The 21179-nt window shown below is 39.0% G+C and carries 18 protein-coding genes and 1 other annotated feature; of the genes, 4 read left to right on the forward strand and 14 right to left on the reverse strand.

Annotation, left to right across the window (positions count from 1 at the left end):
- Window positions 1–33: 33 nt before the first annotated feature.
- Window positions 34–792, forward strand: coding sequence for an SDR family NAD(P)-dependent oxidoreductase (locus QNH20_RS23795; RefSeq protein ID WP_283920403.1), 759 nt, complete (start codon window positions 34–36; stop codon window positions 790–792).
- A gap of 439 nt (window positions 793–1231) precedes the next feature.
- Window positions 1232–2767 carry an ABC-F family ATP-binding cassette domain-containing protein gene (locus tag QNH20_RS23800; RefSeq protein ID WP_283920404.1) on the forward strand — a complete coding sequence of 512 codons (1536 nt, stop codon included), beginning with the start codon at window positions 1232–1234 and terminating at the stop codon, window positions 2765–2767.
- Between the two features lie 6 nt (window positions 2768–2773).
- On the opposite strand, the gene QNH20_RS23805 is transcribed toward QNH20_RS23800, so the two are convergent.
- The 8 genes from QNH20_RS23805 to QNH20_RS23840 form a co-directional block, all read right to left on the reverse strand.
- On the reverse strand, window positions 2774–3079 hold the full coding sequence (locus QNH20_RS23805) for a protease inhibitor I9 family protein (RefSeq protein ID WP_283920405.1): 306 nt from the start codon (window positions 3077–3079) through the stop codon (window positions 2774–2776).
- 249 nt (window positions 3080–3328) lie between these two features.
- Window positions 3329–3703, reverse strand: a complete 375-nt coding sequence (locus QNH20_RS23810; RefSeq protein ID WP_283920406.1) for a protease inhibitor I9 family protein — start codon at window positions 3701–3703, stop codon at window positions 3329–3331.
- 376 nt (window positions 3704–4079) lie between these two features.
- Window positions 4080–4910, reverse strand: a complete 831-nt coding sequence (locus tag QNH20_RS23815; protein WP_283920407.1) for an energy-coupling factor transporter transmembrane component T family protein — start codon at window positions 4908–4910, stop codon at window positions 4080–4082.
- The gene (locus QNH20_RS23820; protein ID WP_283920408.1) at window positions 4901–6613 is read right to left on the reverse strand and encodes an ABC transporter ATP-binding protein; all 1713 of its coding nucleotides are present in this window, start codon (window positions 6611–6613) and stop codon (window positions 4901–4903) included. Before QNH20_RS23820 ends, QNH20_RS23815 begins: the two co-directional genes overlap by 10 nt.
- 58 nt (window positions 6614–6671) lie before the next feature.
- A complete protein-coding gene (locus QNH20_RS23825) occupies window positions 6672–7229 on the reverse strand; it encodes an ECF-type riboflavin transporter substrate-binding protein (RefSeq protein ID WP_283920409.1) in 558 nt (185 codons plus the stop codon).
- 34 nt (window positions 7230–7263) lie between these two features.
- On the reverse strand, window positions 7264–8121 hold the full coding sequence (locus tag QNH20_RS23830; RefSeq protein ID WP_283920410.1) for an SAM hydrolase/SAM-dependent halogenase family protein: 858 nt from the start codon (window positions 8119–8121) through the stop codon (window positions 7264–7266).
- Between the two features lie 154 nt (window positions 8122–8275).
- Window positions 8276–8551, reverse strand: a binding site (T-box leader).
- A 152-nt stretch (window positions 8552–8703) separates the two neighbouring features.
- A complete protein-coding gene (locus tag QNH20_RS27160) occupies window positions 8704–8817 on the reverse strand; it encodes a TasA family protein (protein ID WP_481858115.1) in 114 nt (37 codons plus the stop codon).
- Window positions 8802–9893: a low temperature requirement protein A gene (locus QNH20_RS23840; RefSeq protein ID WP_283920411.1), complete on the reverse strand. Its 1092-nt coding sequence runs from the start codon at window positions 9891–9893 to the stop codon at window positions 8802–8804. The genes QNH20_RS27160 and QNH20_RS23840 overlap by 16 nt, the downstream gene beginning before the upstream one ends.
- Before the next feature lie 171 nt (window positions 9894–10064).
- On the opposite strand from QNH20_RS23840, the gene QNH20_RS23845 reads away from it, so the two are divergent.
- The gene (locus QNH20_RS23845; RefSeq protein ID WP_283920412.1) at window positions 10065–10268 is read left to right on the forward strand and encodes a hypothetical protein; all 204 of its coding nucleotides are present in this window, start codon (window positions 10065–10067) and stop codon (window positions 10266–10268) included.
- Window positions 10269–10357: 89 nt separating this feature from the next.
- Here the strand turns inward: QNH20_RS23845 and QNH20_RS23850 are convergent, their stop codons facing one another.
- Window positions 10358–10945, reverse strand: a complete 588-nt coding sequence (locus QNH20_RS23850; protein ID WP_283920413.1) for an NAD(P)H-dependent oxidoreductase — start codon at window positions 10943–10945, stop codon at window positions 10358–10360.
- A gap of 119 nt (window positions 10946–11064) precedes the next feature.
- On the opposite strand from QNH20_RS23850, the gene QNH20_RS23855 reads away from it, so the two are divergent.
- Window positions 11065–11493, forward strand: a complete 429-nt coding sequence (locus tag QNH20_RS23855) for a MarR family winged helix-turn-helix transcriptional regulator (protein WP_283920414.1) — start codon at window positions 11065–11067, stop codon at window positions 11491–11493.
- A gap of 274 nt (window positions 11494–11767) precedes the next feature.
- Here the strand turns inward: QNH20_RS23855 and QNH20_RS23860 are convergent, their stop codons facing one another.
- The 5 genes from QNH20_RS23860 to lacC form a co-directional block, all read right to left on the reverse strand.
- Complete coding sequence (locus QNH20_RS23860) at window positions 11768–16144, reverse strand: endo-alpha-N-acetylgalactosaminidase family protein (RefSeq protein WP_283920415.1); 4377 nt, start codon at window positions 16142–16144, stop codon at window positions 11768–11770.
- A 297-nt stretch (window positions 16145–16441) separates the two neighbouring features.
- On the reverse strand, window positions 16442–17608 hold the full coding sequence (locus QNH20_RS23865) for an SIS domain-containing protein (RefSeq protein WP_283920416.1): 1167 nt from the start codon (window positions 17606–17608) through the stop codon (window positions 16442–16444).
- 60 nt (window positions 17609–17668) lie between these two features.
- Window positions 17669–18568: an ROK family protein gene (locus QNH20_RS23870; RefSeq protein ID WP_283920417.1), complete on the reverse strand. Its 900-nt coding sequence runs from the start codon at window positions 18566–18568 to the stop codon at window positions 17669–17671.
- A gap of 615 nt (window positions 18569–19183) precedes the next feature.
- Complete coding sequence (gene lacD / locus QNH20_RS23875; protein ID WP_283920418.1) at window positions 19184–20173, reverse strand: tagatose-bisphosphate aldolase; 990 nt, start codon at window positions 20171–20173, stop codon at window positions 19184–19186.
- 62 nt (window positions 20174–20235) lie between these two features.
- Entirely contained in the window at window positions 20236–21171 is a 936-nt protein-coding gene (lacC, locus tag QNH20_RS23880; RefSeq protein WP_283920419.1) for a tagatose-6-phosphate kinase, read from the reverse strand.
- Between the last annotated feature and the right edge of the window lie 8 nt (window positions 21172–21179).

Below are 21179 nucleotides of genomic sequence, written 5' to 3' on the forward strand. Positions count from 1 at the left end.
ATGTAAGAAATCTAAAACAAAGGGGAAATGAACATGGAATTAACAAATAAAATTGCCGTAATAACTGGGGCAGGAAGTGGAATTGGTAGAGCAAGCAGCTTGAAACTTGCTAGTAACGGGGCAACAGTTGTATTAGTCGATTTCAATAAGGAAACAGGGGAAGAAACATTAAAACTTGTGAAGGAGCAAGGCGGAGAAGGTATCTTCGTTCAGGCCGATGTCTCAAAAAGTGAAGATGTGCAAAACTATGTAAATAAAGCAGTTGAAACATATGGACGTATTGATATATTTTTCAATAATGCAGGTATTATCCAAAAGTTTGCACCTTTCACTACAGTAGAAGAATCCGAATTTGACCGGATTATGTCCATCAATGTAAAAGGCGTATTCCTTGGATTAAAATATGTGTTAAAAGTGATGGACGAGCAAGGAAGCGGATCAATTATTAACACTGCTTCGACTGCAGGAATTCGACCTGAACATAGTGTAGCTGTTTATTCAGCAAGCAAACATGCGGTTATAGGGTTAACCAAAGGTGCTGCATTAGAATATGCTAAAAAAGGAATCCGTATTAATGCGCTTTGCCCAGGCGGTGTTCAAACAGCTTTAACCGCTAGTGTTGCTGATCAGTTTGCAAAAGGCGGCTACATCCCAGAAGAGTTTTCAAATATGAGAATGGGTCGTTATGCTGATCCGAACGAACTTGCTGAAATGGTTGCTTTCTTAGCATCTGATAAAGCAAGCTATATGACCGGCTCAGTTGTCCTTGTAGATGGTGGTTTAACTTTATAAGCTTAAGAAACAACAAGCAGGGGTCAAACATTCTTATGATAGTATAAATGGTAAAGAAGGTGCTTTCCATGATAAATATCCGGTTTAAAATATATATTAGAGAACTTAGCTCCGCACAAATGTATACGATGAAGCATTGTACGGAGCTTAATCGGGAAGCATCAAGTTTCCTATATTCATCGGCTTATAGTTGCTAAAAAGTGTAGTGCTGCTATGCTTTTTTGCGTATGACTATTTGCCGAAGGATAATTGATTAAAGGGCCATAGACAATGCTTTGTCTATGGCCCTTTGTTTTGGATATTTCAATGAGTTTTCTCGGAATTGAAATAATATTTGTTGTATTCTTTCTATGCAGCAAAACCACTAAAGCAAAGAGCTAGCGTCTTTTGTGACACTGTCTCTTTGCTTTTTTTATTTTTTAGGAAAAGAGGAAAAAAGATGAGTTTACTTGAAGTCAGAAATTTAACACACAGATTTATAGACAAACCCCTATATGATAAAGCAAGTTTCGATTTATACAAAGGTGAACATATGGGAATCGTAGGACAAAATGGCGCTGGAAAAAGTACACTTATAAAAATATTGATGGGAGAAATCATTCCCGATAACGGAATGATTAAATGGAAAAGGGATATTAGGATTGGACATCTCGATCAATATGCCGAAATCAATGGAACCAAAACAATTATTGACTATTTGAATACAGCATTTGCCAATTTATTTGAACTCGAAAAAAAACTGAATGATCTCTATCAAGAAATGGTGATTACAGGTAATTACGATCTGATGGAGCAAGCGGCAAAATACCAGGAGAAGCTTGAAACGAGTGATTTTTATTTAATAGAAAGTCACATCGATAAAGTGGTTTATGGCTTAGGGATTAATGCAATTGGCATCGAGTGCCCCATTCAGGAGTTAAGCGGCGGCCAAAGAGCGAAAGTTATACTAGCAAAGCTATTGCTTGAAAAGCCCCATGTACTATTGTTAGATGAACCAACGAATTTTCTAGATAAGGAACATGTAGACTGGCTTGCAAACTATTTAACCGTATTCGATGGCGCTTATATCGTTGTATCCCATGATTTTGATTTTTTAGAGAAAATATCTTCTTGTATATGTGATATCGAGCTTGGCACCATCAAAAAGTATACGGGGAAATACTCGGATTTTCTGCGTCAAAAAGAGCATTTGCGAGAAGATTACACTCGACAATACGTCGCTCAACAAAAAAAGATAGAAAAAACGGAAGAATTTATTCGAAAGAATATTGCTGGAGTTAATAGCAAGATGGCTCAAGGTCGTCGGAAGCAGCTTGAAAGAATGGAACGAATGGCTCCACCAGTTTTCACTCATAAACCTGCCTTTAGTTTTAAGGAAATCTCACTTTCCGCACAGATGGCTCTACGTGTAAATGACCTTGAGGTTGGTTATGGTAAACCCCTTTTGCCTAAATTGAATTTTACTGTTTCAGGCGGGCAAAAACTTGTGATTACAGGTTTTAATGGAATTGGAAAGTCCACATTACTAAAAACACTCGTTCAACGTATATCAATTGTCGCAGGTAGTTTCCAGTTTGCGGAATCCGTAAAGATTGGTTATTTCGAACAAAATTTAACATGGGAAGATAAGGCAAAAACACCTCTCAAAATTATCTCAGATTTTTATCCTAAATTGGGCGTTAAGGAGATTCGTAGTCGTTTGGCTCAATGTGGGCTGAAGAATGCTCATACTTCACAAGCAATTGGGACATTAAGTGGCGGAGAACAGTCAAAGGTAAAATTATGCCTGCTCCTTCTTTCATCTTGCAATTTTCTAGTCTTGGATGAACCAACCAATCATTTAGATGCAGAAACAAAAGAAGCTTTACAAAAAGCATTAATTCAGTTTAAAGGCAGTGTATTACTTGTTTCTCATGAAGAAAAGTTTTATCAAACGTGGGCGGATCGCTATCTAAATATAGAGGATTGCATTTAATGAAGCTCAATTTATAGAAGGATAAATGAGGATCCTTGTCAAAAATTCACAGCAAAAAATAATTAAAAGCTCACAATTACCAGCGTTATTGTTTGATGCCTTTTCTTCACCTAACGCAATTGGATCGACCTTAAATTCGACATTTTTATAAACGGATTTGACAACTTCAGATTTTAAGAGCATTTCTACTTGGTTGGCTGGTAGTTTCATCGCTACCCCATTATAAGTAGTATTAAATGTTGATGTGATTTTATGATCTAACTTCTTACTTTTAAGATTACTATATTGCAATTGGGTATTTTTGATAGGCATTCATACCCGTATAAAAAGTACTAAACTTTTAATTTGGGGTAATTTATCTTTATTTATAAAACAATCAAAAAGGGCACCATTATTTAGGTGCCCTTTTTGATTGTTTTATATTATTGATAAAGAAAACTCGTCGATTGGTGAGCCCCAAGGGCGAAGACAGAGGCGTAGTTATACTTATGCCTGATAGGATAGTTATACTTTCCTATCGGCAAATAAGAAAGCGGACGATTAAGCCCGCTACATAGTACATTATTTAGGTCTTGGCGGTGGAATTAGCTTGATTTCCTTATTGGCATAAATAGCAGCAATTTCGTTAGATTGTAACAATCTTTTAATTTCCTTCCCTGGAAGCTTAATCGATACCCCGTTAAATGCCATTTTATAAGTATGCTTTATCGAATAGGGAATTTGGTGTTGGCCTAAATATCGTTCTACATCCTTCTTAAAGCGTGAATGACTTTCTTCTACGTCCTGTTTTGCTTGTTCCAATGTTAATGGTACTCCACTCTTTTCTGCAATGGCGACTGCAACCTTTGCTGGATACGTTTTAAAGTGAATGATGATTTCAACCATCTTTTCACTAATCATATCGACTTCTGGGTCAATGTGTATAGCTGGAGTCATTACTTCTTTCCCCCTGTTTTCTCCCCGTTCCCTTATGTATTCATGATTGTCATATCCAGCTAGACATAAAAGACAAGTGAGCAATAAAATTGGATACCATCTTACCATTACTATATCATCCTTCCTTCGATAGAATACTTCAAGGATTCCCTTTTTGACCTATCCTTATCAAATTCTCTAGAAAGGAAAATATATATAGTCGGCTAAATAATAATTTCTTTATCCACTATCCGCTATTGAGGTATTTTTGTTGGTCTTTTTTACTGATGTTTATAATTGGGGTAGCCTATTCATTCAACATATCAAGTAAATATGAAAATCCGCTGCCAAAGAACTAGGCAGCGGATTTATACTTGTCTATGTAATTAGGAAAACATCAAAGAAAAGGATTATAGAACCGATCGCCATCATGAAATGTGACATAAAGCGAGACTAATAGTATGAGAGCGAAAAGGATGATAGTGAATACATCTATTTTTTGAAATGGGCGTGCCCGGTACCAAGAACGCTTTTTGTTTTTTCCAAACCCTCGGAGCTCCATTGCATTGCTAATGATTTCAATTTTATCGAGACTTGATAAGATGAGCGGGATGATGATCGATGCAGCATTCTTTATCCGCTTCGGCAGCTTTTCTTTGCGCGACATATCAATCCCACGGGCTTGCTGGGAAAGCGAGATATTACGAAAATCTCGTTGAATGTCGGGAATATAGCGTAATGCAAGTGCAACAGCATAAGAAATTCGGTAGCTGACACCGATTCGGTTTAATGATGCGGCAAATTCACTGGGATTTGTCGTCACAATAAATAGAATCGCCGCCGGAATGACGGTGAAATATTTAAGTGTAACATTCATTTGATAAAACAGCTGCTCTAGCGTGATCGAATAGCGCCCGCCGATTTCAAACAGCACATGGCTTGTCCCATAGATTTTTACCCCTTCTTGCGGCGAAAATACATAGATTGCAAGATTATTAATCATCAAAAACAATAAGATAAATAGGAGGACAAAGGCCACTTCCTTTAGTTTCACCTTGGAAACGATAAAGACGCCGATACTAAATAGGAAGAGGAAGACTAAAACTCGCGTATCATAGGTAAGCATCGCAATCGATGACCAGATGATGAAGCAAATCAGCTTGGTTACACCTGTCAGCTGATGGACCGGCGATTGCCGCTCTATGTATGAAAGCATTTCTACTGCCATTTCTGTCTCACCTCACGATCATAGGCGATAAACCTCTCGACAAACTGCTTTGGATCGCTAATTCCCGCCCGGTTTGCCAATTCAAATAAGGATGTTTCCTTTAAATTTGCCTCTTCAATAATTGTAGAATCCGCCAGTACATTGACAGCTGAGTCATCGGCTATTTTTCTTCCGCCTGCAATCACAATCGCCCGCGGCGTATATTCAAGCATGAGATGCATATCATGGGTAATCATGATGATTGTAACACCTTGGCTGTTGAGTTCCACCAAAAATTCCATGATCTCGGTATAATGGCGGAAATCCTGCCCTGCGGTAGGCTCGTCAAGTATGATTATCTCTGGCTCCAATACTAAGATGGAGGCGATGGTTACCCGCTTTTTCTGGCCAAAGCTTAACGCCGAAATCGGCCAGTTACGGAATGGATACAATCCGCAAATTTTCAATGTCTTCATAACGCGCTCTTTTATCTCGGCTTCCGGTACACCAAGGATGACCAGACCAAGCGCCACTTCATCATAGATCATCTGCTTCGAAATCATCTGATTCGGGTTTTGCATTACCATGCCGATCCTTGATGCCCTCTCTTTAATCGTATCTTCGGTAATATCCTGCCCGCGATAATAAATTCTTCCCGAGCTAGGATTTTCAAAGCCGCAAATTAATTTGGACAGTGTCGACTTTCCAGCACCATTTTTTCCAACAATACTAACCATTTCACCTTTTTCAATCGAAAAAGAAACACCGTGAATCGTTCTTTTTCCTGGTGTATAGCCAAAATTAATTTCCTTTAATTCCAAAACAGATTCTGTTTTCTCTCTAGGCTGCGGGCTATCCACTTTTGTAAACCAGTCCACTAACTGACCTTTGCAGCTTTCAACTTGAAAGGAATCGAGATGAGCGGGCTTCATTTCTGGCGTAATATCACAGGCGGCATATTTCGCTGCTTTCACATATAAGGGCTCGCGGATGGAACATTGCTCCAAGACGGGGGAAGCTAAAAGTTCATCCGGAGTCATGTCACCGATAATCCTGCCATCATCAACGACAATGATGCGGTCAACAGGGCAATGCAATACATCCTCTAAGCGGTGCTCGATAATCACGACCGTTTTGTTTGTTTCTTGTTGGATCCTATCAATGAGTTCAATTGCATATTTTCCTGTTGCCGGATCAAGATTGGCCAGTGGTTCATCAAATAATAGAATCTCCACATCATCGACCATTACCCCAGCAAGAGATACCCTTTGCTTTTGTCCTCCGGAAAGATGGTGCAGCGAGGAGTCCAAATAATCCTCCATTTCCACCATTTTCGATACCTCGGCCACCTTATCAAACATTTGTGTTTGTGGTGTACAATCATTTTCGAGCGCAAAAGCGATATCCTCAGCAACCGTAAGCCCAATAAATTGCCCATCAGGATCTTGGAGAACCGTTCCGACTTTTTTCGATAAGGAAAAAATGTCTAAATCCTTAGCGTCCTCGCCGCAGATTTTCAAACTTCCTGATACTTCCCCTTTGTAAGAAAAGGGAACAAGGCCATTGAGACAATGGCCAAGTGTGCTTTTTCCAGATCCAGATGGACCAACAATGAGAATCTTTTCCCCTTCATAGATCGTTAAGTTTATCTCATGTAATGTTGGTGCCGTCTGACTGCGATATTGAAAGCTATAGTTTTCAAATTGTATAACCGGTTTTTTCATAAAATTTCTCCTAGTGAATCAATGCTCTTCTGTTTGCAAAACAGTCTGCATCTTATAATTAAACATCCTTAGTTAGACTGCCGCTTTGACTGCGGCTTTTTGCATAGATACTAAGCAACAGCGTACCAAGGACAGCAACAGTTACCATGTTTAACCCGCCGGCAACCACGCCTTGTAAATAAACCTTATTTGCTGGTTCGGCATAAATAAGAACATCGAGGGTCGGAGCAATCGCGAACCAGCCGATCGCTTGGACAACGATTTGAACCACGTTAAACAGAATGATTTTTTTCGTATTAAAAATGCCTGATTCAATATTGATTTTCTTCGCTGCAAGGCCAATTAAGAAGCCGACGATTCCAGAAACGATGACCCAGCTCCACCACGGAGTTCCGTAGAAGATGGCATCCTTTAAGGCGTGGCCGATTAACCCAATCAACCCACCGGCAACCGGTCCGAAAACAATTGCCATTAACGCTAAAAAGCCGTACGATGTGTCAAAATTCGTATTTGGTACTCCTGTTGGAATAACGGCGAATCTGCCTAAAATCACGAATACGGCTGCGCCAATCCCAATTGCCACGATCGTTTTGATTGATAACTGTTTTCCTTTCATTTCCTCAACCCCCAAAAAGATCTTTTTCATAAAGTTAATTGTAAACAATTTTCGGCAATTTGCGTATAGAAATTTTCCATGATGCCCCTGTTTCAATATGATATGCCTTTGCAAAAGAACCCTGGTTAATCGCAACGCCAATTTTATCAAGCGAATTCACATATAGCAATGGCTCACCTAAATGAATATCAGCAAATGTTCGGCCATACGTCATAATGTTTTTATAGACTTGGCGGGTATCATTTTCTATCGTCACTTCAAAGGAATCACCATATTCCACTGATAAATTTTTGAAGAGTACACGGTCAATATTTGTCCATAAATTACCGAACCGAATATCAAGTATGTCAATATTGCCAGTGAGCACATGATTGGTAATACTCGGCTCCTCCTTGGGAAGTTCGATGATGGAATCAACCGGCACTTCTGGACCCACTTGTTCAAACGTAATTAAATTGGAAGCGAGTCTTGCCCCGGTATATGCATAGACATCACGACCATGGAACGTATAGGATTCACCAGAACACGGCAAGCGATTGACGTCCTCATCAATGATTCTTACTTCTTTAATGCCAATACAATTTTTAATATGGGTGAGCGTACCATTGTCCGGAGTAATAATATACTGATCCAAAGCCGTTTTCGCGACAACACTTCTCCGCTCAGAACCGACACCTGGGTCAACAACCGAAACAAACACCGTTCCTTCGGGCCAATAGGAAACCGTCTGATATAATCGGTAGGAGCCTTCCCAAATATGATACTGGGGAATGTCATGGGTTAAATCAAATACACGGATGGCTGGATTCACGGAAATAGCCACACCATACATAGCGCTTACAGCACCGTCACTTGTACCAAAATCAGTTTGTAACACGAGATGATTATTCATTATATTTTCCTCCTTAGTTTTTTATTCTAGGTATGAAGCAGGGGGACGGTTCTCCTGCTTCATTATGTACCAGAAGCAATTGAACCGTCTCCTCGCTTCATTTCTCTTATTTACGGAATTAAAAAAACCACGCCCCTATCTATTTCAAGAAATAGATAAGGACGTGGTTGATCTCCACGTGGTACCACCTTAATTTACTGTTTGCTCACACAAAACAGCCTCTGCAAGTACGAGAGCGTAATGCTGCTCTTTATACTGTGGTATTGATAACGAGTACCAAATCTCGTCGGAACCTACTCCAATCTAGTTAGATTGTTTCAGCACGAAGCTCTGAGGCCATTGTTCGGATTAGTATTTTTGCTTCTTTTCAGCTGCCGAAGCTCTCTGTATAAAATAACGTAATCGTACTTTCCCTCTTCAACGCTATAAATCATATATTGTTTGAAAATTTATTAAAATTATAGTCCGTATGAATGAAATAGTCAAGCATGTAAATACACAATTTTCTACAAATTTAGTTGTTATGAATATTGTCCTAATAAGTTCCAGCTATTTGCTCTGCATTAAAGGTTCAATCTACATTTATTTATCACCTTGGAATTGGTTTTGGTCTTGTCCATTATCGACAAACTCGAATAATACGAACATCTTTTCCTTACCACTAGCCTTTATTCCATTTCCTAAGTAGTTGTTAATTTAGCATAGATGATAAAAAACAGGGCTAGTTCTCCCATTATGATAATGTTTGGAACTACTACTATCAAATTAATAATAAAAAAGGTTGCTAAAATCCCTAAAAATAACGCTAAATGATAATATTTTAGACGGTCTTGTTCAAACCTGTATTGATGAAAAACAATAGTTGTTGTTATGAAATAGAGTAATACAGAACCGAATACAAAATATAAGTTAAATGAATAACGAACCTCATGGAGATAGAGCAGCTTGATGGAAGCAGCAATCATGCTCAAAGACATTAAAATAAACAGATGACCGTAAATAATAGTTTGGCCGGCTGTTTCGATCGACTTATTTACTTTCTTATCTACATTTTCGAAATACTGCCACCACATCGAAATAATAAGGATAAATGAAATGATTGAAAATGAGATCGAATTCCAATCCCCTTTTTGTGGCTGAAGTACAGAAAGGGTGCTGACGACCGATTCTCCAAAAAGGATTAGTGTAAATGTAGCAAAACGTTCTAATAAATGAACCGTATTGGTCGAAGCTTTCACCAAATACTTGCGTCCGAAAAAAGGCACAATAATATCGACAATAATTCCTATATATAATATGCTGTATCGAATCCATGAATCAAATAAGATAGAGAAAAATGAGATGATGATTCCAATCCAAAAACGTGTTCCTAAGTATTGAGCTACCTTTTTCGTATCCCCTTCTTCTACACTCCGAACAACTAGATATTGGATCGCTGTTAGTGATCTTAATCCAATATAGCCAATAAGAAAAGGGAGATAATATTGATCAAAATCAACCGATAAGCTTGATGTCATAATAAGAACAAACACCATTTGAAGGATCATAAAGATCCGTTGATGCATAAAATCTTGTCCAAACCGGTTAATAAACATCGTTTGGCCTACCCAAGACCACCAGATTGGAATAAATATTAAAGCAAACTTCAATAAATATTCTGGATGAATTTCTCCTTGTTTAACATGAAGTAAAACATGAGTTGCAGTCGCAACAGCTGCAGCAAATAGCAAATCATAGAAGAGTTCTAACCATGTAACTTTCTTTTCTTCCAATTTCAGCGCTCCTTCCTTCTTCTTATAGATTATTGTATGATAAAAATAATTTAAAAGAAAATTGCAAATAATGACTTCGATGGTTTCAAAACAAAAGATTGGAGGGATCTTCCTGGTAACGGAAATTCAACCATAACGAATGAAAAACATTCAATCGTGAAGGACATTCCATTGGCTAAGCAATTGGAAAACCGTTTTTATCAACTATTATTTAAAATTCATATTTACTATCTTCAAGATCAAATGGAGCAATATTACGTCCTTCTTGAGGAAAAAGCTTTCCCGTATTTCAAATCTAGCAAACATGTAATTTATCTAAAAAGATATGGGAAGGAATTATATACCTATTTTAAAGAAACTGGTCAACCATTATAGGCATTACAAATATCTAATATCTTAGAACAATATTGAGTAAATTCGAAGAAGCAAGGGGACGGTTCTCCTGCTTCATAAGTTTGAAGCGTTCAACGATCGATCTTTTTAAAATAACGATAAATCTTTTCTAGTTTTTTGGTTTGTTTTCCCTTTGGGTTTTCCATATTACCAAATTCAAAAAACTTTACTTGTTTGATTCCGACAAAATTGAATAAGGCTTTTTTCATCAATATTTTATGTGAATTATTTAACCAGAGAAGTGGATAGTTTGCAGGTCCCTTCATGGTGGACATACATACAACTGATTTTCCTTTCAATAATCCCTCTGGCAGCAGTCCCTTCTTATCCTTGTAGGCAAAATTTGCAGCAAATAATTGATCAATGTATCCCAGCAGCATGGCTGGAGGTCTTCCCCACCAAATAGGGTAGACAAAGACAATCTTGTCAGCCCAAGAAATTTGCTGTCGATATTTTTCAAGGTGAGGATCACGATACATATCACGTCTTCGTTTATGCTCATTAAACACAAGAAGTGGATTAAAGCCCTCCTCATACAAATCTAGCACCTGTATTTCCTTTATATTTGGATTTTCATGACTTCCTTTGATGACCTTTTGTAAAAATGAGTAACATAAACTTTGATGATTAGGATGTGTGTAAATAACAAGAACTTTCATGACGCACCCCTTTTACTTATCATTTGATAACTAAATCATAGCAATCACCTTTTTTATTGTCAAATGATAATTGTATTTTGATAACATTTTTGTTATCTTCACAATAAGAGGTGAGAGATATGGATAAAAAAGCTCTTTTTTTTAAATGTGTGTCTTTTACGACTTCGGTTCATCGTGTGACACACGAATTAACCCAACACGCAAAATCTGATTCCATCACGCCCGTTCAATATAACATTCTCGAGTATATAACCGTTAGCCAGCCTGTTACCCTTAGTGAAATTAGTGATTGCCAGCATATGTCGATGCCAAATACTAGTCGTGAGTTAAAAAAATTAAGTGAAAAAAATTTAATTGAAAAGATAAGTGATACCGAAGATCGACGAAAACAGTATATTCGTCTTTCTAAAGATGGAGAAACCATGATGAATGAAGCCTTTGCCCATGTAGAATCAAGTTTCCTGCATCGAATACAAAATGCATCAAAAGAAGATTTAGAGGAGATTAACAGTGCCCTTGATATTCTTCAGACAAAACTATTTTTTTAAATTCAGCCATTTTTTCATGGTAAAAAAATGAGTCGGTTACGTGACTAGGCAACAAAAATATTGCCCCGTCTCACGTTATTAAAACAAAAATCATTTGAATCACTAAAATTCCTTCCTTTACTTTTTAGGTCATGCAGAAAAAGGAGGATATGAACGATTTTTATGTAAATAAAAAAATGAACCCAGAACGAATTTACTTTAAGTTAATCCGTTCTGGGTTCTTGTCTCTTTTCTATTTTTCTACAGTATTAAAACTATCAATCTTCGACAAACTTCAGTTGGTGATCTGTTCAATCCGCAGGTTATCTAAAATAAATGTTCCTGCCCCAGTATCTCCATTCAAGCTGGTTCCATCACTGAAAATTCCAATATACGTTTGCCCATTTTCGGAACCAGTGACAGTATACTCAGCCTTTTTGGTATCGGTAGATGCAGAAAGTGTATTGTTTATACTCAAACCCTTGACAGCTGCAATATCGCGAGCATCAATTTCTTGATCCCCTGAGATAAAACGATAGGAATTGGCAGTAGTTTGATAGTCAAAGGATACTTTATAGGTTACGCCTGGTTCAAAGTGGAAGTGCTGCGGAATGGTACGATACACTAAGCCTTTGTTTCCAGTATTCACCTTAACAGACCAATTCCCTTTGATGACATCGTCTACTAATTTTTTACCTGCCCATCCTTTTTGCGTATACGGAGCATGTAATTCAGACAAATGAATTCTATTGTCTTCTACACCTTCCGTATTGCCAATAACAAATGGGTAAATTCCTTGCACGACCGATTCAAAATCTTGTTCAAATACCTTTGGTGATACTTCATTTTTCAAGGATTTTTGCACTATCCGAATATCATCAAACTTAGTAGTTCCTTCACCGGCCTCACGGCTGAGAATTAATTCTGCCTTTTTATATGCAGCCGTAAAGCTTACTTGCATTCTTTGCATCTTGCTGTTGTATCCATCATTCGTAGCATGTGAATCTGCTTTTACAAAGTTCTTTTGCAGGCTGCGCAGTGTGTAATTGCTTACATTTTTTACTTCGCCATTTACTTTGATTCCGGCCTTTACATCACTATTGTTTTCTACATAGACCTCAGCCACATAATCTTTGCCAGGTTCAAGGCCAGTAATGGTACGGGAAACGGATGTATTTTTTGACGGACTGTCGATATTCAAGAAATAATCGCCGCTGCTTACATTACGGGCATTTCCAGTTTGATTCGTTCTTACGACACTGACAGCATCCTTGTCTCCAGCCACTTTTGTATGAGGATCTTTGACGGTTCCCGAATTAAATCCTGTGTCATAGACATGAGCATCCTTGCTCCAGTCATCGACTTGTAAACCCTTCTCTTTCTTTGGTACAACAATATATGGAGTAGCTGCCTCAGCCGTCAAGGTTACCTGATTATTGACGACCTTGACTTTCTGCACATCTGTTCTGCCTTGGTCGGTCAATTTATAGACATAAACTTTAGATGCACCAGCATATTCATTTGGAAGTGTCCAAGTAGTTGTTCCGCCTTCTAAATTCCAGTGGTACAGTTTTTCAGAATCCTGAGTTGGATTTTTAAAGTCTTGCTCCACCCAAGGAATTAAATAAGCATGTTCATCAAGGACAACATTTCCATTAAGCGTAATCACACGTTCTCTGGAATTGTCCTTTCTCGTAACAACAACAACATCCCCATTACTTGGGTCCGCCAATTTAATTTCCTTTTCCAAGTTTGTTTTGCTTTTGTCGCCTTCTACATTTGCCCAATCGATAACAAAATACTTTTGTAAAAATTTCGTTGGTAGATTTGTATCGAATGTCATCCGGATAAAATGGTCAAAATTCTTATCAGATTGCCATCCCTCGAAACCTGCTAATTCAAATCCGCCAAGCAACGGATGATCAGCCGTTCCTCCTGATTCAGGCCAATTTAACACCCAAGAATCTTTTTGGTGATTACTAATAAAGCGAAGGACCTCAGAGTTGATTCCTTTACTGGCTGGCCCGCCGTAGTTCTTATCCGTAGCCCAGTGCTGCCATGTAGAGTAATTGGCCATTGAAGTACCAAACTCCGTTGCTACCCTCCAGCCGCGATCATGAAATTGCTCTGAAATTCGATCAGATTCCCATTGATCTTGATACCATACATCTAAATAAATGAAGTCAAGACCTGGTGCAGCTGCTTTTAATTCGTCCAGCCTTTTCGCACGTGTTCCTGAGTACAAATCCTTTAATTTATTGATGGTATATGATTGGTCTAACCAGCCCCAGCCTCTAGAATTTGGACCGTCAATAAAATCTTCATTGAAAGCTTTGGCTTCAGGATAGGTTTCTTGAGCATTGATATGGACACCAAATTCAGAATTGTACTTATGCCCTTCACGAATTAGTGTTTTTATATCCTCAGCTCCGCCGATCCGTTCACCAACATTTCCATAATCCGGGTGAGCGCTGTCATGACCTTCATTTCCATATCCTTTTAACAGTACAGACTGACCCAATCCATCTGTAGCGAGAGCAACCTTTTTAACATTATCCAATGTTTTTAGGAATGGCTGTTGTGCTTGTGAGCCAAAATTCATGGCAATTCGTTGGCCAACCAGATTGTTTACATCGTTCGAACCTGGAATGTCTTGCATGATCTCACGGTAAGCAATCGCACCGTCCTGCCAGTCAATTTCATTATCACGATTCAAATCATCCGCAATTGCAATTTTCACGGTAGGTTTTTTTGATTGTGGTTTCGACATAAATTCTCTTTGATAATAAAGTAAACTAGAACCGATACCGATGGCTTTCGTACCATCTTCACTTTGATAACGATTTGCCACTAGGTTACGGTAGCCATTTACTTCCGAACTGGACCATACACCTGCACTCAATTTGTCTGTTGATAGGAAAGCAGTATAGTATCTTTCTGAAGTTCCAATGCCTCCCAAAGTTGAATCGACAGTGACATCGACATCCCCAGGTTTGGTCACATCACTGCTAAGATTCGTTAATTTGGCTTTGGCATTGGTTTGAGCTGAATTAACTGAGATAAAGTTCAGATCGGCCAATTCAACCGTTTCAATTTTTGAGCTACCGGCATTGGTGATTTCTTCAAAGGTATAGATCACTTTATTTTTGTTCACTTTTAAAGAAACTTTAAATACAGCATCAAGGTTTTCATATTCATCTTTTACCTTTAGAGTATACAGTGCTTCACTTTTGCTCTTCTTTTCAAAGCTTACTTCAGGATAGTAAAGAACGCCGTTCACTTTTAATCCGTATACAGGAGACTTTTGTCCGTTCATTACCTTGTTGCCAACCCGATATTCGATAACACGCGGGAAGACTTGGTCAATAATAACATTCATATAGTCTGAGCTTAGGTTATCCTCTACTGGCGGCGTATTTGGTGCTTTAGGAGGAACATTTTCTTTAATTTTGATGTTTGAAATCGTAATGTCCGCAGCTCCACGGCTTTTTTCAAATCCAAGTAACCCTGCTTGATCGACACCGCCTGACAATGTAAAGGTATTCACCTTTTTATCATTAATGTATAAAGTAGCTAAATCATCCGAAAATTTTATTCGTAAATGATAGGTTTTATTTGCTTCTAATGGCACGTTTGAAGTCATCGCCGTCCAACTGTTAGCAGGGCCAAAGATCTCGCCAAAATAAAGATTGTTCTGATCTCCCGTTCCCACATACGTATAGGCAGATGGATTCTGAACACGATAGATGAGGCCAAAACGGTTCATGGCGCTAGTTCCCGGCGTAATATCAGCTTCAAAAATACCATTCTTAATTGGTTTCATTTTATTGTAGACAATTCGATTTTTTTGAGTAGATGTAACATGGAAAGTTGCTGAACCATCTTGATTATAGGTAACTTTTCCGTCGCCCGAGATAATTTTAAAGTCGCCATCTTCTAATTGGTTATCCGAAATGTCGACAAGTTCTTGATCTCCGGGCTCTGTTCCTCCGTTACCTGGATCTGTACCTCCATCTCCTGGAGAATCTCCTAATTCAAGGAGTACTTGGCTGTTTTTACCTCCAAAAGCACCAAGTTTAACCGCTTCCTTACCTGAAAGAAGATTATTTATATCATTTGATAAAGTAACCGCTCCAAATAAATCTTTTCCATCTAATGTAACCTTCAAAGCGGTTCCATTATAATCAATTTTTATGGAATGTTTGGTTCCGGCTTCTGGGAGAGGAACGCTTGGTCTAGTTTGTAACCAGGTTCCGCTGCCTTGATATTTGTATTCATAGAACCACCCTAAGGAGTCATAGCCTACAAATACAAAGTTGTTATGATCAATATAATGAGGATAGAAACCAAATCTGGTATCTTCCGCTTTCAATTCTGGAATAAATGTATATTCCATCGTTCCTGATATGTGAGCTACTGCTTCTTTTTCTTGAAAAATAGCAGCTTTGGCTCCATTGTCATTTCCCGCTCCTGCTCCAAGCCTTGCATAAGCCTTCCCATTCTGGTTGACCATTTCATTTACTTCATTTCCTCCAGATGAAATGGTAACCCAGGGATTTGTCACTACTGCTTCTGCACGTAATGGCGGAGTGAAACCCGTCAAAAACATAGGTAAAAATAATACAAAGGCAATCAGGGCATTGGTAACCCTTTTGTAATACTTACTGCGCAAATCCTCTCCTCCTTTAAATATACTATTTTGATAGAAAGCGATACCTGTAAGCTGTTAAAAAATATAGCGAAAATAACTGCAAATACCACCATCTACTGTAATTTAGCTTACTTTCGTTAAAGCGCTTACACAATAAAGATATTGTCCAAATTTTTAGTAATATTGTTTTTTTAGTGAATTGCATAAAAAAGCGAACAGTGGCACTGTTCGCTTTTCTAGTAGAGCATATCCTATGGAATAAGATTTTTCGTGTAGGTACCCGGTAAGAGAGTAAGCAAAAGAACCGTCCCCTTGCTTCTACTTATATTCATAGATGGTGACGCCTTTTACCACACGATTAACCGTGCCTGTTGGTGAAGGGGTATCCGGTGTATTACCAACTTTTACAGAAGCTAATAGTGATACCGTTTGACCGATCATGACATACGGTAATGCCAGGTAGGCATCCGGTACAGCATGGGCATCACTGTCGAATAAGAACGTGTTCCCATCGTAGTTCGTTTCTCCGTCCACTGAGATTGCACATATACCGTTTGCAATTTTATCTTGCTGCAATTCTTTTAAAATATCCAAATCGTATTGACGTGTATAAGACTGGTTTGAAACAAACACAAACACCAACGATTTTTCATTTACAAATGATTTAGGACCGTGCCTAAAACCCAACGATGAATCAAAAGCAGTAACAATTTTACCAGCTGTTAGCTCTAAAACTTTTAACTGTGCTTCTCTCGCCAACCCTTCTAAGCTTCCTGAGCCTAGATATATGATCCTCTCAAAATCGCAATCGATGATAGTTTGGATATCCTCTTCACGAAGAATGACACTTTCACCCATTTGGCGAATCGTTTGGACAATTGCCCATTTTTCTTCCACTAACAGCGGATCAAAAACGAGTAATGCCATGAGCGTCATGCACGAATAACTTCCCGTCATGGCAAATCCTTGATCATTGGCTCTATCGGGCATTAACAACAAAAGATTGCTTTCATCGCCTTCTGCCCTTTTCGCTAACTCACCATCAATTGCACAGGTAATGGTTAGCTGATAGAAGTTCTTTACTAGTTGTTCAGCTACTTCTACGGCAGCCACACTTTCAGGGCTGTTGCCGCTTCGAGCAAATGAAACCAACAAAGTTGGGAAATCTGCTTTAAAAAATTCATAGGGATTAGATACCAAAGTGGTTGTTGGAACACTTAGAAATTCCCACTTTTTTTCATCCACTTTTCCTTTTAAATAAGGAGTGACCGTATCACCGACATAGGCAGAGGTTCCAGCACCTGTAAAAATGACACGGATTCGTTCATGTTGTTCAGCCAGTTTTTGCAAAAATGTTTGAATCTCTACTCGTTTCTTCGTATACAATGAATAGGTTTCATCCCATAAATCTGGCTGCTGCTTAATTTCTGCTGTTGTAATCGATGCTCCTAGAGACACTAATTTTTCTTGACTAAAAGTAAACATATCTAACGCTCCTCTTCCTACTTCCCAACATTCCCTTCACAAAGGAAGGCTGGTGATTCCTCATAACATACCTTCAAAAGCCCGTAATCCTGCACCAACAACCCCATTATTCTGCGCCAATGTACTGATACTCATCTGGCCTAAAAGATGTTGTTGTTCAGGAAGCTGATGTGATTTTAGCTTTTCCTTGATCAACTCAAGCAAAAAAGGATTATTCACGATGACACTGCCGCCGAAAACCATTTTGTGCGGATCCAATAAGCTAGAAATCGCATAAAGGCCTTGAGCTAAATGGTCGGTCACCTCGTCAATAATTGGTTGATATTCCTGTTCCCCATTTAGATAACCCGCAAACACATCCTTAGTTGAAATGGTATCTACCTTCAATTCCTTTTCGGCTAATCTCTGGATCCCCGGTCCAGCAGCAATTTTTTCTAACCGTTCATTGACTCCCTTCGAAAGGACCGGGATCAGACCAAGCTCCCCAGCAAATCCAGCTCCCCTGAAAAATGAACCATTATGAATGATAGAACAGGAGATTCCCGTACTGATTGTCACGTAGACAAAGGTCTCTGCCCTTTTTACCTGTGCCGCTTTCCATTCTGCAAAAGTCGCCATATAGACATCATTGTCAATCGTGATCCGCTCGATGCCAAATCGCTCCTGTAAACGGGCTGTAACGGGAAACTGTTTCCAAGGCAAATTGTTTTGAAAAACAGCGATGCCCTTCTCACGATTCACTTTTCCTGGTACTCCAACACCAATGCCCTCAATGTCACCGATTGAAACCGAGGATTTTCCGAGAACATTTTCCACCGCTTCTACAACTCTCTCAAACATATTTTCCCGGTCTGAAGGATCACTTTTTACTTCCGTACGTTCAAGCAGTTCGCCCGTATCCGAAATGATTCCCGCTGCAATCTTCGTCCCGCCAATATCAATGCCGATAGCTCTTTTCATTTGTCCGCACCTCTAAATTCATATATTTGAATCACAGAATCATTTTCTTAAAAAAGGAAAACTGTAATGAAGAAATATTTCGCTTCCTTTTCTTGCGTTATGATCGTTAAGAAGTCGTATTAACGACCGATCTAATAGTTTTTCTTGCATTTCGGGCGTTTAGTGGACCCTTTAAGCGACCGTCTACGAGGATCTTTCACCTTGACAGGCTAATAAACTAATAGATTAAAGGCAGACATTCCTGCCAAGAAAACTATCTTTTATCTTTTTCGTCCTCTTTCTTTACTATTTACGGGAAAAGTATACAAATGAAAAAGCGTTTTCACAATAAACATCTTGTTTTGTTTTTTAGATATCTTGCCTATTCCTTCGAGAAATCCGTCGGTATTTTACCGATAGAATACTTAATATCCGTTCAAGTAAAATTTTGCATACTTAATTTCAGATATATCAATTATTACTAGCTTTTCTTCCAGGTTATTCTTTGTTCAATCCTTCAATCAGTTGACCAATCTATCGCCTTCACAATACCGAAATGCCAAGAACGCGAAGAAAAATAAAGCAAAAAAATAAGGAAGCGCGAGAACCTTCCTCACACTTCCTTACCTTGCTTCCTTACTCTGAGATTTTTTCAAACCACGAGCTTGCTGTCTCTTTCAAGACAATATTAAGTTCTTCGATATTTTTTTTGCCGGTATCTTGTAACCATGCACGTCCGGCTTGTTCCCCATTTTCAGCAAAAGGAGCGACGCCATTTTTCCATGTCGCACGGCCGCAAAGAACACCATTAAAGGTGGAGCCGGATTCTTTAGCAAACTTTAATGTTTCCTGGAATAATTCTGCACTTACGCCTGCGCTTAAGAAAATAAATGGCAGATCTGTTGCTTCACTTTGCTCTTTGAAATATGCTGCCGCTTCTTCCTTGCTATAGGCTGTTTCGCCTTCTGCGTATCCTTCTACAAACTTCATATCTACAGGAACTTCTACCTTCAAAACGTCTACCTTGTACTGTGGCTTGGAGAATTCTCTCATTGCCTCAATAACCTTATGCGGCTTCACTTTTGCGTACTCTAAACTCTTCACATCATCATTTTTGGCATCATATGACACAATTTCAAGGAAAAACGGAATGTCTTCTGCTGCACACTCAGAGCCGACCCGTTCCATATAAACATGCTTAAAGTCATTAATTTTTTCATCTTCATCTACATCATAGTACAGTAAAAATTTAACCGCATCTGCTCCAGCTTCCTTCAACCGTCTAACAGACCATTCCGGCAATAAATCTGGTAAACGTCCCACGGCGGTTGCATCATAGCCTGTTTTTTCATATGCCACTAATAACCCAGCTTCCGGATGGCGGACTTTCGCAGCCGGCAAACCATATTCCGGATCCAATAGGATTGATGTCGCATAAGGTGTCAACTCTTCTGAAACCAATTCTTTAAAGCGGATGATTCCCTCATCTCCGACAGAACTTGAACTTCCTGCCGCAATCATTTTCTTTAATGAACCGCGTTGATCAATTGCCAAAGCCCCAATAATTCCATTTTCATCCGATAAACGCTTAAGAGCCGCTACTTTATTTTTCGTTAATTCTAACATCGACATTCACCTCTATTAATCTATTTTTGTAACCTCAACTAGTTAAAAAAATTGGGTTTCAATTAATCTATTTTCGTAACCTCTACTAACTCAAAAAATTGGCCGAACTTAGCACGATCAATGTAACCTGTTCCTGCTTCCATCGTATTAAGCATGCCTGTCGTCATGGCTGTTTTCAGAACGTCTGGAACTGACTGCTTTCGTTTTAAAGCAACCGCTAATCCAGCAACGGTGGCATCACCGGAGCCGACAGGGTTCACCACGTCAATCGAAGGAATGGTAACCCGGTAATAATCCGTACCATGCTTAACAAAGGCACCATCCCCGCCCATCGAAACAACAACCCATTCAATCCCATGAAACCATTCATTTGTTAATACTTGTTTCAAACTGCTTATGCTTTGTTCCACTTCTACACCAAGCAGCTGAGATAGCTCCGTGATATTGGGCTTAATCACAAATGGTTTTACCTTCTGCAGCAAAACCTGTCGGAGCGGCTCCCCTGATGTATCAACAATTACAGGAATCCCCATCTCTCGGCCCATTTCTACCATCCCCCGGTAAAACCCAGGATCAAGTCCTTTTGGTAAACTGCCCGAAATCGTTACAAGTGAAACACCAGTTAGTAATTCACGATATTTTTCCAAAAAAGCTGCCGCGTCTTCCGCCGAAAGTGTCGGTCCGGATTCTAGAATTTCCGTCTGCTTGCCATCATGGAGAATGGCGATACAGTTTCTTGATTCTTGATTGATTTTTAAAAAATTATTATCGATATCGCTTTTCGTCAATTCCTGAACAATGTAGTCGCCAATGTTTCCGCCGAGCACACCTGTCGCCAGGACGTCTTCCCCCATCTGCTTGACGACGCGGGCCACATTTAATCCTTTTCCACCGGCGGTTTTATAAACATTATCTACACGGTTTACATCATCCAATTTGAATTCTTGAATCGGATAGGAAATATCCATGGATGGATTCATCGTGACAGTTAAAATCATCGCACTCC

This window comes from Neobacillus sp. WH10 (assembly GCF_030123405.1).
In the GTDB taxonomy this organism is placed as follows: Bacteria; Bacillota; Bacilli; order Bacillales; family Cytobacillaceae; genus Neobacillus.

Bases quoted from the DNA above. Each gene is read 5' to 3' on its own strand.
- QNH20_RS23850 (WP_283920413.1), bottom strand. From the start codon at position 10,945: ATGAAAGTTCTTGTTATTTACACACATCCTAATCATCAAAGTTTATGT.
- QNH20_RS23805 (WP_283920405.1), bottom strand. From the start codon at position 3,079: ATGCCTATCAAAAATACCCAATTGCAATATAGTAATCTTAAAAGTAAG.
- lacC (WP_283920419.1), bottom strand. From the start codon at position 21,171: ATGATTTTAACTGTCACGATGAATCCATCCATGGATATTTCCTATCCG.
- QNH20_RS23865 (WP_283920416.1), bottom strand. From the start codon at position 17,608: ATGTTTACTTTTAGTCAAGAAAAATTAGTGTCTCTAGGAGCATCGATT.
- QNH20_RS23810 (WP_283920406.1), bottom strand. From the start codon at position 3,703: ATGACTCCAGCTATACACATTGACCCAGAAGTCGATATGATTAGTGAA.
- QNH20_RS23830 (WP_283920410.1), bottom strand. From the start codon at position 8,121: ATGAATAATCATCTCGTGTTACAAACTGATTTTGGTACAAGTGACGGT.
- QNH20_RS23820 (WP_283920408.1), bottom strand. From the start codon at position 6,613: ATGAAAAAACCGGTTATACAATTTGAAAACTATAGCTTTCAATATCGC.
- QNH20_RS23815 (WP_283920407.1), bottom strand. From the start codon at position 4,910: ATGGCAGTAGAAATGCTTTCATACATAGAGCGGCAATCGCCGGTCCAT.
- QNH20_RS23795 (WP_283920403.1), top strand. From the start codon at position 34: ATGGAATTAACAAATAAAATTGCCGTAATAACTGGGGCAGGAAGTGGA.
- QNH20_RS23855 (WP_283920414.1), top strand. From the start codon at position 11,065: ATGGATAAAAAAGCTCTTTTTTTTAAATGTGTGTCTTTTACGACTTCG.
- lacD (WP_283920418.1), bottom strand. From the start codon at position 20,173: ATGTTAGAATTAACGAAAAATAAAGTAGCGGCTCTTAAGCGTTTATCG.
- QNH20_RS23870 (WP_283920417.1), bottom strand. From the start codon at position 18,568: ATGAAAAGAGCTATCGGCATTGATATTGGCGGGACGAAGATTGCAGCG.
- QNH20_RS23825 (WP_283920409.1), bottom strand. From the start codon at position 7,229: ATGAAAGGAAAACAGTTATCAATCAAAACGATCGTGGCAATTGGGATT.
- QNH20_RS23800 (WP_283920404.1), top strand. From the start codon at position 1,232: ATGAGTTTACTTGAAGTCAGAAATTTAACACACAGATTTATAGACAAA.